The following is a 13,882-nucleotide window of genomic DNA, read 5'->3' on the forward strand; positions in this document are numbered from 1 at the left end:
TCTTGAATTCTTATAGTTTGCATTTGCTTTTTGTAATATAAATGAGTAAATTCTGGTTTATCTTGCGTAAGATAATTTTGAAAGCACATATTCAATATTTTCCTGTGGTATTTTATAATCTTTTTTAAACCACTCTAGTTCTTGTGGATATGCTTCAGTTTTAATAATTTTAAGAGCATATTTTTCAAGGTTACTCAGATGTTTTTCTTTGTCTTTAATATGTAAAAACAAATCACACAAGCCTTTAGCATCTAAATGTTTAGATACATCGCCTATGGAACAATTAATAGTTGAAAGCAAGGGTGTATCTTTTTGATATTTGTTTAGCTTTGCTTTGTTGTTTTTCATTATTTTCCTTTTTATAAAAAAGTTCACAATACTTTTTTTACTTTGCTATGATATACAGCAAATGCAATCTTTTAAAACTTTGCTTAGTTTATAACTAAATGTCCCCTCCCAATTGTATCACAACTTAATCAAAAAAAGCAAAGATCATTCCACAAAATATCCTAGATTTATTGAAAAAGGAAATCCAAAAGCTCTTTAAAGTCCTTTAAAAGTTCTATAAAAGTTTTTTACAAGCACCAAATACTATAATATAAATACTTATAATATGGATTTAATTACACGCATTTGTATCATAATACTAATTTTATTTAATTTTAATCATAACTTTTAAATTCGTTTAATTATATTTATACTATAATATAAATTAAGTGAATCTATAAATAGCGGATTTGCAATACTTCACATAAGGATAAACAATGCTAAACACCACTTCGTTTATATGCGGGGGGGTAGATTTTTAAATCTTAAAAATCAAACCAAATATCTCTTTCATATTTCAGTTTTTAAATCACAGCACGATTTATTTAAATTTATCTTCGATGAAATCTATCATTTTTCTAACGCCAAAGACACTGATCTTAAAATAGCTCATCTTTGTAATATTGCTATTATCTTACTTAAGGAAGAAATGTTAAAGCAAGATGATTTTACTTATAATAAGTTAGAAATAACACCCAAAGAATATTTAGAATATCTTGTTGGTATGCTCAATGATATAAGCATAAAACTTTATCAAGATGAATTTTTCTTAGCCATTTTAAACCTTATCTATACCTTAGGATACGATCCCAAAGAGTGTATCAAAACAAAATTAGAAAATTTAACTGATCAAAACCTAAGCTTTAAAAATTGTAAAAACAAGGAGTATAGGCTATGCAATTAAAAATACTTGAATATAAAGATACAAAGCTAAGAGCTATCTTTGATGAGGGTAGAGTTTTTATTGCTTATATAGATATTAGAACAGCTGTAAAAAATAATAGGTAAATTATTTCTATTTTAGTTTTTAAATATAAGTCTTTTTTATATTAAAACGCTTATAATTTTGGATATTTTAAGAATTATGGGTTTTAAAGGAGAAAGTGGCAGTTTCGAACGGATCTACTTACTGCCGTGACGATTCGTAATTGTCGTATATTTTTACTTAAAATTTTATTAAAAATATAGGGAATACTAAAATATAGAAAAGCTGTAAGGGAAACTAGTAAAAATGATCAATGAGAACTTTGAAGCTTTTGTTTGCTAAAAATTATAGAAGATTCTTAAAACAAAGAAGTTGTTTCATTGAAACAACTTCCGCTAAAAATGTTACCATTTTTTTGTTCGATGACAAAATTTTACCTCAAATATCCTTAATATTACATTAACCATAAATTGAAAACTTTGATTTATTTTATTATTTTTCTTAAAATAATCTTTGTGTTTTCTTGCTCTTATGATAAATTTAAAAATTTTTCTTTCCATTACTCTAAGCATACTTGGTGGGCATAAGTCTTTTACTAAGAAAAGTAAGCATACGCAATCGTGAAATAAAGGATTATTAAGATAGGGTAATTTATTATTTTTGTGAAAAATTTTTATTTTTCTAATCCTTGTAATCAATTGTTCTGTTCTCTTAAAGGAGCTAATAGGCTTGGTATCTAAGTTATATAAAATACAAAAGTTATGAGCCGCAGCATTTCTTATTTTACCGATTTGATTGATAAAATGTTTTTCAAATTTCTTATTGTTTTTATAATAAAAATCATAAAAATTTACAAATTCTGCAAAAGTCAATATTTCTATGAAATTCCATAATGCAAATTTACTCTTATAAGTATTTTTTTGTTTTATATAATACTTTTCAATCAATTTTCGTTGATAGATGTTTGATTTGTAGCCTTGTTCGTATTTTTTCAAAGATAATGGTTTATTTTTAGCTTCCTTGAGAAAATTATTGACTATACCATACCCATTTTCTTGAGAATTTTCACTACAATGAGCGTTTATTTGAGTTTTTAACAAGTGTTCGCAAGCTAGACATAATTCTAATATAAGAGTTCTTAGTAAAGTATCTAAAATACTTAATTCTCTTAAATATCCAAAATCCAAATTAATATATTTGTTGTTTCTATCTTTATCATAATTTTTAGCAAAGGCTTTAAGTTTAAAGTAATAATTGCTTTTGGTTAAAAATTTTTCTGCATTTTGTTCGCTGTAATATTTAAAAGTTACACCCTTGTCTTTTAAATGTTGCACCTGTTCTTTTATATTGAATTTTGGCTTATCTGCAGACACAGTTTAATCCTTTTTAAGTATTTTGTATAATTATACAAAATTTTGAGTAAGTTGATTATAAATTTAAAACCCAAGTCTTTGCTTCTTATATTCCTCCAAGCCTTTAATAAGTCCTAAAAGCATATTTGAATCAATAGCTCCCTCAATAGGTTGTCCTATAACTTTACCTGTTGGAGTAAGTATGTAAGTTGTTGGAGTTACTCCATTAAAAAGCAAATCTCTAGGTATCACTCCATCATCTGCATTTAAATTTGTGGTAGCTACTATGAAATTTTCATCTAAATAACTTAATAAGGCTTGATTACTTGATATATCATTCATTAGCTTGTGGCAAAACTGACAAGTATCGCTTAAAACAAAGAATATCATTAATTTAGCTTCACTTTGTGCTTGTATAGCCGCATCGTATATGTTGTTATAAGTTTTTGCGTTTAAATTTAAAAACCCTAGCACAAGACTTATAAAAATAGCTAGTATTTTCTTTTTCATTTTTATTCTCCCTCTTTGGTATCATTGCTTTTTAAATTTTGATTTGATCTTATCTAATAAACACACCTTTGAATCCTTGCAAGGGTGTTCATCAGTTATTTCATCTAAAGACTTTTCTATTTGTCTTCCTGCTTGTTTGCAACCAGATTTAAAATTTTGCAACATTTGCATTAGTTTTTCTTTTAACATTTTATTTCCTTTTATTTATAAAATGAGCCACCGCCAATTGCTTTAATAAGCCTATCTAAACCTTTACTTTCAACTTTTTTATTGATCTCTTGTAAAGCATAAGTAACTTCACTTTCCCCATACGCTATCACATAATTTTCGTTTTCATCAGGTTCTCCTATAATTTCTTTGTAGTCTTGCACTGCTGGATTGTAATTTTGTATGTATAAGACTGCAGGCACTCTATCAATCTTAAATCGCCTTGTAATTTTTGGATTGATTTCTATCTTGTGTTCATAATAGTTTGCCTTATCTTGCAAATCGCCTTTTGGATTTTTAATCATTAAATTTTGCAAATATTCTCTTGTGGGATTCATATAACGCACATTATTACCTACAACGCCCCTTAAAACAAAGCTTACATCGGTATTTACTTGTTCTAAGCTTTTGAAGTAGTTTGTTATGGTGGTATCTTTTAAAGATGAACTTATGATAATAAAAACTTTTTCATTTGGCTCAAGGTATTTATTTGTGTTGAGCAAATGTTTATTAGATTCCAAGTCATTTATCATAGCTTTTGTTCGTTCTGAGTATTGTCCTGCATACTTTCCAAAATCAAAGCCCTTATCGTTTAAAATATAATCCTCATTTTTACTTACCTCACGAGCAAATTCCTTGCTTTTTCTCATCTTAGCAATATCTTGAGCTATATTTTGTGCTTGTTTGTTTTGATAATATTTTATGCTTCCATAGCTTTCATTGAAATCTTTAGAAGTTATTTTCATTTGCGTGTCAATACTTGTGAGATTTAAATCTTTTGCATTGTTATGAAGTTCATCTACATTGATACTTGATCGCAAGTCAGCCTTGTCTTTGAGATATTTTTGCTCGAATAGTTTTTCTTTGTCTGTTTCAGCAAAAAGAATATTTGAGGCTATGAGGCTCAGTAATACTATTTTTTTCATATTTTTCCTTTCTTTTTTACAATACGCAACATTCTTTTTTCTTGAAGATAATAAAGCTAAAATTATCCCCATTAGCTGGTAAATTTTTAGCATAACTCCACAATAAGCCTGATTGTCCTATTGCCATACCCATTGGGTGTGGTATAGGAGCGATAATTTGTAAGCGATAAGATGATTTAAGCCATATAGGTAAAGGATAATCAGTGCATATTCCACTCACGGTAGGTGGTCCTGAGCTTTCCCACAATACAGACTCTCTATGAAGCTTGTAGAGCATACCTGCTGCTACAGAAGCTGCGTCTTCTACATAGTCTTTACTTCCTGTATTGCCTGTAAGTGGATAAGCATTGCCCCAAGAACCTTTGCACCAAAACAATGGATCAAGTGCTATATTAGCTTGTGCTGAAGTGGCATCAGCAATACAAGAAAGGTGTGATATGGGATTGCCAAATAGCAAAGCATCAGGATTGACTAAAGCTGACAATTCATCATCTTGCCACAAAGGATCAACTTCTGTCATATAGGCTATATCAATACCAACTCCAGCATTCAAACATAATAAATCAACAAACATACCTAAAATTTCAAATAGAGGGTAGATATAATAATGCGATTGGTAAAATACTCTTTGTCTATCTATGGCATCGCCTTTTGTGCCTGATGAAGTATTGATAAGATTGGCTCCCATATTCAATCCAAGTCCTGTAAAACAAAATGGGTCTTTTACCACATCAATCATTCTGCTTGCCTCAAAATATCCTATAGGAAAGCCTATTCTTATAAAAAGAGGTGGTGGAGCTTCGCATATACAAATAGGTGCTGATGAAGAGCCTCTTACATCAGGCATTGGTCCTTGTATTAATGGAACTGAAAACATATACAAAGGAAACATACAAGAATAGCAAATAGAAGTCATAGTATTTACCACTTGTGCTGGATTAGCTAGGCAAACAGACTCTGATTTGCTTGGAGTAAAAAACAAGAACGATCCTATCGTTAAAGCAAGAATGGGGTGTTTTATATTCATTGATGAGCCTTTGAGAGTGTGGTGTTTTGTTCCTTGCAAGAAAGGCAAATTTCACGCACTTCTATAACATTGCCTACTTGCTTGATAATGCTTGGTGTTTTTTGTATATTAAATCTATCACGAATTTGAGGCACAAGATAAAAAATAGCTTGCTTAAGCTCTTGATTTAAATCATAATAACTTCCATTTGAAAGAAGTAAGCGGTAAGCTATAGAATTGGCATAGCCACTTGTCTTAAACCATTCCACTTCAGCTTTATTTGTGCCATCAATAACAATCATTGCATAGTTTATTTTTACATAATCAGCTGGATTGAAACTATAACCTTTTTTATAGATTATCTTGCCATCAGCCCCTCTTATGTCTTCATTTAGCGTATAAGTTAGATTTGGATAAAATACCCTATCTTCTGTTGCAGGTTCAAGAGCTTTTAAATCTTTTGGCTTGTAATTTTTAACATTTTCAGCTCCTTTTTGATGTATTTCTCGTGCTTTTTGCTCGAAATTAGCTTTATTTTTGTTAATATGCTCATCAATAAGCTCTAAAATATCTTTTTCTGCAAAATCATAGCTTTGCCCAAGATTAAGCTCTATCCTTGATCCTGCTAAAGTTAAATTACAAAGTAGCAAGCTTATGTAAATACTCCTTTTCATTTATCCCCCTCTAAAATTGCATTTTCAAACAAAAATATGGTATTGTTGACAATGTCATCTTTATTGCTTAATCCAGCTCTTATCCTTTTCCAAATCGCTTCACCCTTTGAATTTTTATAAATAAAAAAATTTTCAGGCGTTGTCTCAAGCTTAAAAGTTTCAATTAAATCTTTTCGTATATCTACATCTATGTATTCAACAGTGACACCGTATTGTCTTTTAATGGTATCATAGACATCTTTTTGTTTGATATTAGTGCTTTCGTTAAATTTGCTCATAAAAACCACAAAAGCAAGGTCGTCTTTATGGCTTTTAAAGAATTGCTCTATCTTTTTATCTCTTTGTATCAAAGCATCGTTACGCCCAAATTTATCACTTGCTAGTTCAGGGAATTCCAAGTTTGGATTTTCTAGCAGATTAACTTGCCATATCATTGCAAATTTTTCAGATTGCTCTAATTGCCACTTATTCATCTTTTGTAAAATAGCAACATTTTCTTTTGTGGGTTTCATTGTGGCTATCTTTCTAGCTTTTTCAAAGGTTTGAGTAAATTCTTCGGCTGTAAGATTCTCTAAGGAATTAAGTGGTATAGAAGACATAAATACTTCATCTTGTTTATCGATTTCTTTTTTTCTTTCTTCAAGATTTATGCTTTTATTGATGTCATCTTTTTCAAAATAATGCCAGCCTCTTTTACTAGTAGAAAAAAAATCATTCTTTCCTATATTAAAATACTCATTTGCGTAGCATAAAGAACTTATTAATGCAATACTCATATATTTTTTATACAAAGCATTATCCTTATTTATAATCTCAATATAATTATATCAAAAAAATATTATTATTAGGAATATAATATTTATAAAAATATTGATTTTTTATTAATAAAAATTATAGTAAATAATTAATTATTTTTAGAAAATTTATTCTTATTTTTTAATTTAATTAAATTAAAAAATAAGTCATTTTATCTTGTGTTATTTTAAATAAAATGGTGATCTATTTTTAAGCCTATTAACTATTTATAATTAAAATTGCACTTAAATTTAAAGTATTAATTAAAATAATTTGTTTTATTTAGAATTTTTGTAGAGGTAGTTAAGCCCTAAAAGTTTTTTATATTTTTTAAAATCTTAATTATGCTTTAATAAATAAAAAATACCTGAGTTTCATAATAAAATACCGCTATTTGCTTTCATTGCATATTCAGTATGAATAATATTATTTTCATACTACGATATACTTTCAAAAGCTTAATTTTAGATAGTTTAAATTTTCATTATAAACTCAGTATGAATATATCTATTTTCATACCTTATATATTTTTCAAAGTTCTATTTTTACATATTTTTAAAAAACATTGTGTATTCAGTATGAATATTGACATTTTCATACCATAAATTTTGTAAAATACCAGAAAATAGCTTTGCTGATTTTTGCAATTAGAAAGGGCTAAAATCTTTTCGTTGCAAGTAACATTACTTCGTAATATTAGATACCTATTTTCATACCATAAATCTCAATTAGCAACCGTCTTTTTCTCCCTCCTTTTTCCCCTCATTCTAACACCCTTGCTTTACTCTCATAAAACAATTTATTTAATACGCAACACCCCTCTCATTTTTTACCTATTTTTCTACCTCATTCATACTCAATCACACACACAAACCCTTTCAATATAATTCACAGCTCTTTATATGTTTCATATATCCCTGCTTTTAATCTAGCCTTGCATATCACACTCATTTTTTACCTCATTTTTACCCTTATTCTCTGCCTCATTCTTGAACTCATATACTCAAAAAGCACACAATATAGTCAAATAAAATGCTTTTTAAACAAAGATTGTAAAATAAATATCAATACACAAGAATTGCAAATTCATACCACAAACACCACACAATTTGCCAAGATGATGTTATAATGCAATCACAAAAATAATGGAGTAGAAGCTATGCAAGAAACACAAAATAAACAACCAAGTCGCCTTGAGAAAATTATACATACTTGGCTCATCAAAGCCTTTCAATACCAGCTTGCAAATCCCAATGATAAAAGAAAGATGAATAGAGAAAAAGTGTGTTTAAATTTTATTATATCAATTTTTAGCCCTCAAACTCAACCTAATCCACAGCTTATTGGAGCAAGTAAAAATCTCTACAAAAGACTTAAAAATACTATACGAGAAAAGCTTAAAAGAGTTTCAAAAACACCAAAACTTCAAACTCTTAAAGAAAAATATCCAAAATTAGAAATAGAGCGAGCCTACAAATACGCTGTCTTAAGCAATAAATTTGCTTTAACAAATGAAGACATAGAAACTTTTGAGAAAATTATTGAAATTCTTGCTTTAAATGTCTCTAAAAACAAAAAAGATAAATAAAACATATCCCATTGCCTCTTAAACAAAGTTTTTTGATTTAAGAGGCATTTTTGGCTCTGTATAGCACTCATAAATGCAATAAGATACCTCACAAAGCAAAAATCTCAAAAAAGCTAGTCTTTTTTAATTAGCTTAAACTTTGCTGTGTTTTTGAGCGTTTGTAGCGACATTCTATGGATTTTCTTTTTTAGGTTAGAGCATAAGGTTTCTTTTATCCAAAGATAATCCTCATTATAACATAGGTATTATAGCATATTAAGCCTAATAAGTTACTTAAAATAGTGAATATATAGGGTTTTTATTACTTTTTTTAAAAAAACATAAGTTTATTTTTCCGTAGTTTTTACTGAAATCAAAAATAACTTAGAACAGCCTTGTGTCTCAGATTAAATTGTTTTTTCTTTTTATCCCATAAAATTAATTAGAGTTGTATATTTCCCTACAAATGAGTTGTTTGTAAGATATTAAAAGTTCTTTTGAAAGACTTTTTTAAAGTTATCTTAAGCAACATTTATGGCATAAAGCTTTGTTTTGATTTAAAAAGTTCCTTTAAAGTTCTTTAAAAATCACATTAAATTCCTTTTTAAACAAACTTTTGCCTATCTTTTTTAGTTTAAAACGATGAGATAACTCAAAGGAATATTTTTTATTTTTTTATGCTGTATTGGAATATATATTTAAGCAAAAAGTAGATTAATTATTCATAATTTTATCAAATGTTAAGTAAAAATATATTACTATTATGAATAATTTTTAAGTGTGATTATTGATTATAATTTGAATAAAAGGAATAAAAATGCAAAGTGTAGGTTTAAAAAGCAAAAAAGATTTAGAACGCATTGCTATGCTGATCTCCGCGAAAAGACAAAGACCACTTGAAGAAACAAAGTCTTGGCTTGATAATTTTGGAGGATTTCTTCATATAGAAGATTTAGAAAGACTTTGTGAGTGTATAGGTTATAAAAATGTTTTCTTTGCAAGAGAAGAATTACAAGCCATTAAAGATACCAATAGTATAAATGATTGTTTTGGTATTAGTCAAATAGCCATAAAACTTAAAGAACCCAAGTTTTTAAATGAAATAAAAGCTTTTATTCCTATTGATGAAAAAAGCTTGTTAAATAAAACTCCGCCAAATAGGGTGCAAGCTAGGGTAAAAATTAAAGTAGTTAAGGGCAAGATATATACAATTTCTTATTATCCCAATTATCAAAATTTTAAGGAGGTTTGATGGAGACAGTAAGTTGTGGAGCAATAAATCCTATCTTTAATCCAAATCAAAGTTTAAGAAGAGAGAGCTTTGAGGATTGTATTGCTTCTTTTAAAAATTACAATAAAGAAAAGGCTAGAAAAGAGAAATTGAAGCAACAAGGGTTTAAAACGAAGAGAAATAAATACAAAAACATTAATTTTTTAAAGGAGAATGTATGACAGCACAAAACATAGCCATAGATATAGGATATGGTGATACAAAGGTAATGTTTGATGGTAAATGCTTTAAATTTCCATCAGCTATAGAACAAGTTCGCCAAGCTCAAGTGAGTTTAGGTGGTAATGAAAACGATGTGTATAGTCTCAATGGTTCAAAATTTAAAGTAGGGCAAAAAGCTACAAGAAATGCTATTGCCACAAGAGGTTTTGGTTTTTTGCAAAAATATTCGCCTTTGCTCATAAGGCACGCTTTTGCTTTGGCTGGTATTGATATAAATAAGCCCATATCACTTGCTACAGGACTTTCTCTTTTAAATTACCAAGAAGCACAAAGCTTTTTAGCTGGGATTACAAATTTTATTGTCGATGATAAGGTATTTGAGCTTGATGTTTCTTTATTTGCTCAAGGGCAAGGCATATTTATAGAATGTCCTTGCCAAAAAGACAATAAGCTCGTTTGTATCATTGATATAGGCTATAACACGCTTGATTTCTTAGCCTTTGAGGATAACGAGCCAAGAAGCGATTTGTGTTTTGCTAATCAAGGAGGAGCAAATAAGATCATCGTAGATTTACAAAAACTCTTAACCAAAGAATATAAGATAGATTTTAGCGAACAGCAGGCTAAAAAGATATTTATGAGCAAAGAAGTGCAAATTTCAGGACAAATCATAGATTTTAGCGACACAATCAATGCAATGACTATGCAGTATGCTGATTTTGTGATGGACGAGTTTTACAACAAGATAGGAGATACTATTAAACTTGCTGATAGTGTTGTTATTTCAGGTGGTGGAGCATATTTTTTAGATAAAGAATATATGCAAAAAGAATATCCTCATATCTTTTTTACACAAATCCCTTATGAATTTTCTAATGTTAGGGGTTATTATAGAGGTGCTTTTGAAAGCGATAATGAATTGAAACATAAGGAGTAAAACAATAAATATGAACTATTGCAAGTATGAAAACACCTTTAATGACATTGAAAGGCTAGAGATAGCAGATAGAGTAGAAGCTTATGAGCTTATAGATAAGTTAAGTCCTAGAGAAGCTAGATTTTGTGCTTATGTTATAGAGCTATGCAAGAAAATTGCAGATAACTACAGCGATGAGGATATTAAGGCTTTAAAAAATAAAGAAAAGGAACAATAATGATTGATTCGGAATTAATCTATTCTTATTCAAGAAAACAAGCTATAGAAGATGGTGTTTTAGTTGATGTGAGCGAGATGGCAAAAGAAGCTGGGTTTAAATACCCTGTAGCTATTACTAGCTCTCTTTATGCCTTGCTTAATGAAAATAAGCCTAAGACGGAGGATTTTGAGGGGAGATTATGGGACATATTAAATATTTTACACCTTGAAATTGCACGCACTAAAGATTTGAAAATTGATAGGATTGATTTTTCGGTCCATATTAATACTTTAAACACTAAAGAAAGCAATATTCACAAACTTAAATGTATTTGTGGTGCAGGGGATAACGCAGAACCTGTTCTTACAATTATGTTTATCAACGAGGATTGATTTGATAGTCAAATTAAAAAGGAGTAACAAATGAATTATAAAAATTATAAACTCACAAAAGAGTATCAATGGCGAGAAGAGAGTTTAAAAATGATTATGTTGCATAGTTCTATCCATAGAGAACACAAGCATTATGAAGCTTATCTTGATGAGTATATTTTACAAAATAGATTAATGGATTATTTCTGCAACTATTTAAAATTGCCTCAAGAAGCAATTGAAATGATTTCTCTATATAGAAATGGTTATGGAGGTTTAAGAGTATGTGATGAAGCCATTAGATGCAATAGCTTTTCTAATGAGGCTTATAAACTTCAAGTTAAGTGTTTCTTAGAACTTGTATTTAATGGTGTTTCTAATATATTCTTAGCTGGAATATATACTAGAAAAGAAATTGAGAAGTTAATTAAACTTACAGGTGCTGAAATAGAAAATATGAAAGAAAAATTAGATGATTTCGAAAAATCTAGTAAGGAATATATAAAAGCAGGGGAAAAACTTAGAAATGATAAAGAGTTTATAGAAACCTTTTTAGAAAATGAGCAAGAATACCTTAAAAAACTAGATGAAGAAATGTCAAAAGGATAAAAGGATTATGTTACTCAAGAAGCAGACGCTAAAAGTTTTAAACTAGGACTTTGGGCTGATGGTAATGTTATAAAACCGAGTGAATTTAGAAAAAGTAAAACAAAAGAGTAAAAACAATGGATAAAGAAAGCATATCACTTACTATGAATATTTTTATTTACTTTATTGCTGGTGGGGGTATTTTGCTGTGGTTGCTTTTTTTATTGAATGCATTCATTACAAAAAATTTTAATATTCTTGAATTTCTTGAATTTGAAGCAGAAATCTTTACAAAGCCAAATATAAAGGAGAAAACTATGGATAAAACTATCCAAAAGACAAAACAACATAACACCGCAGTGGAAATAGTTCCAAAATTTAAAAAAAGGGTTGTGGAAGATATTGTAAATACTTGCAATGACTATATCAACAATTTTACCTCTGATAAGGCAGAATTAGCCTTAGAAGAGCTTAAAAAAGTAAGTCTTGAACTTGATGGGAAGAAAAGAAAGAAAAATTCGATTTTTAGCTGGTTTGTTTCTAAATATGAAGATACAAAAATAAATTACCAAAAAACTACAGACATAGTCAAAAATTTGGATTTGAAACTCGAACAAGAAGTGATAAATTTAGAAAAAGATATAGTTACTTTTCAAATATTGCAAAAAAGTCTTGAAGAGCATATTATCCAAAGGAAAGACTATGCCAAACAACTAAAAGCTAAAAAAGCTAATAATACAAATGATGAATTTTTGCAAAAAAGAAGCTTATATGATAACAACCAAGCAATTATAGCAAGCGAACAAGCAAGAGTTACCTTAGAAGCTATATGCAGAAATAATAAAGAGATCATCTTAAATATTACTAGGGTAAGAGAAAATACCTTACAAGTTTTATGCAATCAACTTTTAGCTGATAGCATACTTAAAAAACAGGAATTAATTTTAAATGCTACAAGAACCATTACCGAATCAACTAATGGTTTGCTAAAAGATACAGCCAAAGAGCTTGCTAATAAAACTATAGCCATTCAAAAAGAAGCAACTTCAGGAATACTAAATGATGATACTTTAAGAGACTCGTTAAAACAATGCTATTTTGCTTTAGATGAAATTAAAAATTTCAAAAAGGATAGCATACCAAAGATTGAAAGCAAAATTAAAGAAACTGTAAGTATTTTAAACATCATTCCTAAGGAGGTAAAATATGTCTGCAGTGAAGTCAAATGAATCTTATACCCAAAAAGAAAGTAATAATTCATCAGAAAATTCTTTACTTGAATATAGGGGAGATTTTATAAATCTTATTGATGAGTTATTAGATAAAGATGATGAGGAATTAAAAAATCTTTCTTTAATTTACACTAAAGAAAAGCTTGAGCAGATGAAAGATAAAGAGCTTGAAAGTCTTAAACTAATGACTAAAAACAAATCAAGGGGTATAAAATGAATAGTTTTGTAAGCTTGCTTGAATTCATAAATACCATAAATAATGAATATCAGTTTTTATTTATAATTCTTGGTATTTTCATACTCGCTACAACAATGTTTCTTGTTTCAACGGGTAATATAAATATAAGTGCTGCTTTCTTTGCAATACCCTTAACATTCCTTCTTACTAAATATGGACTATTTGTTGTTATATTTCTTGTGTTAGTTGCTGTCATATCTCATTTGTTTATAGAAACTCAAACCTGTGTGAAAAAAAAATATGAAGTCAAAATATACAAAGCAATGCTAATAAAACTAAAAGAAAGCTATGAAGAAGAAAAGCAGAAGTTGATCTGGAATGAAAAAATCAAAGAGTATAAATCCTTACTTATAAGTCTCAAAGCAGAATATCGATATGCCATTGAAGAATTGGGATTAAATCAAAGATTAAAACATAGATTTGCCTATGTAGAAAACAAGATAAATAGTAGCTTGGTTAGTTGATTAAGAAGAATTAAGAAATGGATAACATTATGCAAATCGCAATGATAGATAAAAAGGAATTTTTTGATAAGTTTAAAAGCAACGACAAGATTAGATTTCTTTTCGGTTATA

General features: G+C 28.7%; 19 protein-coding genes. 11 read left to right on the forward strand and 8 right to left on the reverse strand.

Features of this window, described 5'->3' with window-relative positions:
* Window positions 1-57: 57 nt before the first annotated feature.
* Window positions 58-348 (reverse strand): hypothetical protein, encoded by a 291-nt coding sequence (locus DMB95_RS06915; RefSeq protein WP_137632887.1) that lies wholly within the window; start codon window positions 346-348, stop codon window positions 58-60.
* Window positions 349-976: 628 nt separating this feature from the next.
* Here DMB95_RS06915 and DMB95_RS06920 point away from each other — a divergent pair.
* Window positions 977-1,231: a hypothetical protein gene (locus DMB95_RS06920; protein WP_142931456.1), complete on the forward strand. Its 255-nt coding sequence runs from the start codon at window positions 977-979 to the stop codon at window positions 1,229-1,231.
* 425 nt (window positions 1,232-1,656) lie between these two features.
* On the opposite strand, the gene DMB95_RS06925 is transcribed toward DMB95_RS06920, so the two are convergent.
* The 7 genes from DMB95_RS06925 to traF all read right to left on the reverse strand — a co-directional run bounded on the left by DMB95_RS06925 (window position 1,657) and on the right by traF (window position 6,718).
* The gene (locus tag DMB95_RS06925) at window positions 1,657-2,625 is read right to left on the reverse strand and encodes an Abi family protein (RefSeq protein ID WP_142931457.1); all 969 of its coding nucleotides are present in this window, start codon (window positions 2,623-2,625) and stop codon (window positions 1,657-1,659) included.
* A 63-nt stretch (window positions 2,626-2,688) separates the two neighbouring features.
* Window positions 2,689-3,114 carry a thioredoxin family protein gene (locus DMB95_RS06930; RefSeq protein WP_142931458.1) on the reverse strand — a complete coding sequence of 142 codons (426 nt, stop codon included), beginning with the start codon at window positions 3,112-3,114 and terminating at the stop codon, window positions 2,689-2,691.
* A 21-nt stretch (window positions 3,115-3,135) separates the two neighbouring features.
* Window positions 3,136-3,303: a hypothetical protein gene (locus DMB95_RS09570; RefSeq protein WP_162056905.1), complete on the reverse strand. Its 168-nt coding sequence runs from the start codon at window positions 3,301-3,303 to the stop codon at window positions 3,136-3,138.
* Window positions 3,304-3,314: 11 nt separating this feature from the next.
* A complete protein-coding gene (locus DMB95_RS06935; protein ID WP_142931459.1) occupies window positions 3,315-4,247 on the reverse strand; it encodes a TrbC family F-type conjugative pilus assembly protein in 933 nt (310 codons plus the stop codon).
* Window positions 4,248-4,263: 16 nt separating this feature from the next.
* On the reverse strand, window positions 4,264-5,274 hold the full coding sequence (locus DMB95_RS06940) for a TraU family protein (protein WP_142931460.1): 1,011 nt from the start codon (window positions 5,272-5,274) through the stop codon (window positions 4,264-4,266).
* The gene (locus DMB95_RS06945; protein WP_142931461.1) at window positions 5,271-5,927 is read right to left on the reverse strand and encodes a chromosome segregation protein ParM; all 657 of its coding nucleotides are present in this window, start codon (window positions 5,925-5,927) and stop codon (window positions 5,271-5,273) included. Before DMB95_RS06945 ends, DMB95_RS06940 begins: the two co-directional genes overlap by 4 nt.
* On the reverse strand, window positions 5,924-6,718 hold the full coding sequence (gene traF, locus DMB95_RS06950) for a conjugal transfer protein TraF (RefSeq protein WP_238386972.1): 795 nt from the start codon (window positions 6,716-6,718) through the stop codon (window positions 5,924-5,926). Before traF ends, DMB95_RS06945 begins: the two co-directional genes overlap by 4 nt.
* A gap of 1,163 nt (window positions 6,719-7,881) precedes the next feature.
* Here traF and DMB95_RS06955 point away from each other — a divergent pair.
* The 10 genes from DMB95_RS06955 to DMB95_RS07000 all read left to right on the forward strand — a co-directional run bounded on the left by DMB95_RS06955 (window position 7,882) and on the right by DMB95_RS07000 (window position 13,771).
* Entirely contained in the window at window positions 7,882-8,310 is a 429-nt protein-coding gene (locus DMB95_RS06955) for a hypothetical protein (RefSeq protein WP_142931462.1), read from the forward strand.
* Window positions 8,311-9,106: 796 nt separating this feature from the next.
* Window positions 9,107-9,541 (forward strand): hypothetical protein, encoded by a 435-nt coding sequence (locus tag DMB95_RS06960; RefSeq protein WP_142931463.1) that lies wholly within the window; start codon window positions 9,107-9,109, stop codon window positions 9,539-9,541.
* Window positions 9,541-9,741, forward strand: coding sequence for a hypothetical protein (locus DMB95_RS06965; RefSeq protein WP_142931464.1), 201 nt, complete (start codon window positions 9,541-9,543; stop codon window positions 9,739-9,741). The genes DMB95_RS06960 and DMB95_RS06965 overlap by 1 nt, the downstream gene beginning before the upstream one ends.
* Window positions 9,738-10,679: a ParM/StbA family protein gene (locus DMB95_RS06970; RefSeq protein ID WP_142931465.1), complete on the forward strand. Its 942-nt coding sequence runs from the start codon at window positions 9,738-9,740 to the stop codon at window positions 10,677-10,679. Before DMB95_RS06965 ends, DMB95_RS06970 begins: the two co-directional genes overlap by 4 nt.
* A gap of 10 nt (window positions 10,680-10,689) precedes the next feature.
* Entirely contained in the window at window positions 10,690-10,896 is a 207-nt protein-coding gene (locus DMB95_RS06975) for a hypothetical protein (protein ID WP_142931466.1), read from the forward strand.
* Window positions 10,896-11,270, forward strand: coding sequence for a DUF6573 family protein (locus DMB95_RS06980; protein ID WP_142931467.1), 375 nt, complete (start codon window positions 10,896-10,898; stop codon window positions 11,268-11,270). Before DMB95_RS06975 ends, DMB95_RS06980 begins: the two co-directional genes overlap by 1 nt.
* Before the next feature lie 30 nt (window positions 11,271-11,300).
* Complete coding sequence (locus DMB95_RS06985) at window positions 11,301-11,858, forward strand: hypothetical protein (RefSeq protein ID WP_142931468.1); 558 nt, start codon at window positions 11,301-11,303, stop codon at window positions 11,856-11,858.
* 116 nt (window positions 11,859-11,974) lie between these two features.
* Entirely contained in the window at window positions 11,975-13,066 is a 1,092-nt protein-coding gene (locus tag DMB95_RS06990; RefSeq protein WP_142931469.1) for a toxic anion resistance protein, read from the forward strand.
* Entirely contained in the window at window positions 13,044-13,286 is a 243-nt protein-coding gene (locus DMB95_RS06995; RefSeq protein WP_142931470.1) for a hypothetical protein, read from the forward strand. The genes DMB95_RS06990 and DMB95_RS06995 overlap by 23 nt, the downstream gene beginning before the upstream one ends.
* A complete protein-coding gene (locus tag DMB95_RS07000; RefSeq protein ID WP_142931471.1) occupies window positions 13,283-13,771 on the forward strand; it encodes a hypothetical protein in 489 nt (162 codons plus the stop codon). Before DMB95_RS06995 ends, DMB95_RS07000 begins: the two co-directional genes overlap by 4 nt.
* The last annotated feature ends 111 nt before the right edge of the window (window positions 13,772-13,882 follow it).

Origin of the sequence: Campylobacter sp. MIT 12-8780, assembly GCF_006864535.1 — a bacterium.
Taxonomy (GTDB): Bacteria; Campylobacterota; Campylobacteria; order Campylobacterales; family Campylobacteraceae; genus Campylobacter_D.

Bases quoted from the DNA above. Each gene is read 5' to 3' on its own strand.
- DMB95_RS07000 (WP_142931471.1), top strand. From the start codon at position 13,283: ATGAATAGTTTTGTAAGCTTGCTTGAATTCATAAATACCATAAATAAT.
- DMB95_RS06935 (WP_142931459.1), bottom strand. From the start codon at position 4,247: ATGAAAAAAATAGTATTACTGAGCCTCATAGCCTCAAATATTCTTTTT.
- DMB95_RS06955 (WP_142931462.1), top strand. From the start codon at position 7,882: ATGCAAGAAACACAAAATAAACAACCAAGTCGCCTTGAGAAAATTATA.
- DMB95_RS06980 (WP_142931467.1), top strand. From the start codon at position 10,896: ATGATTGATTCGGAATTAATCTATTCTTATTCAAGAAAACAAGCTATA.
- DMB95_RS06920 (WP_142931456.1), top strand. From the start codon at position 977: ATGTTAAAGCAAGATGATTTTACTTATAATAAGTTAGAAATAACACCC.
- DMB95_RS06990 (WP_142931469.1), top strand. From the start codon at position 11,975: ATGGATAAAGAAAGCATATCACTTACTATGAATATTTTTATTTACTTT.
- DMB95_RS06965 (WP_142931464.1), top strand. From the start codon at position 9,541: ATGGAGACAGTAAGTTGTGGAGCAATAAATCCTATCTTTAATCCAAAT.
- DMB95_RS06975 (WP_142931466.1), top strand. From the start codon at position 10,690: ATGAACTATTGCAAGTATGAAAACACCTTTAATGACATTGAAAGGCTA.
- DMB95_RS06945 (WP_142931461.1), bottom strand. From the start codon at position 5,927: ATGAAAAGGAGTATTTACATAAGCTTGCTACTTTGTAATTTAACTTTA.
- DMB95_RS06970 (WP_142931465.1), top strand. From the start codon at position 9,738: ATGACAGCACAAAACATAGCCATAGATATAGGATATGGTGATACAAAG.
- DMB95_RS06995 (WP_142931470.1), top strand. From the start codon at position 13,044: ATGTCTGCAGTGAAGTCAAATGAATCTTATACCCAAAAAGAAAGTAAT.
- DMB95_RS06985 (WP_142931468.1), top strand. From the start codon at position 11,301: ATGAATTATAAAAATTATAAACTCACAAAAGAGTATCAATGGCGAGAA.
- DMB95_RS06915 (WP_137632887.1), bottom strand. From the start codon at position 348: ATGAAAAACAACAAAGCAAAGCTAAACAAATATCAAAAAGATACACCC.
- DMB95_RS06930 (WP_142931458.1), bottom strand. From the start codon at position 3,114: ATGAAAAAGAAAATACTAGCTATTTTTATAAGTCTTGTGCTAGGGTTT.
- DMB95_RS09570 (WP_162056905.1), bottom strand. From the start codon at position 3,303: ATGTTAAAAGAAAAACTAATGCAAATGTTGCAAAATTTTAAATCTGGT.
- DMB95_RS06960 (WP_142931463.1), top strand. From the start codon at position 9,107: ATGCAAAGTGTAGGTTTAAAAAGCAAAAAAGATTTAGAACGCATTGCT.
- DMB95_RS06940 (WP_142931460.1), bottom strand. From the start codon at position 5,274: ATGAATATAAAACACCCCATTCTTGCTTTAACGATAGGATCGTTCTTG.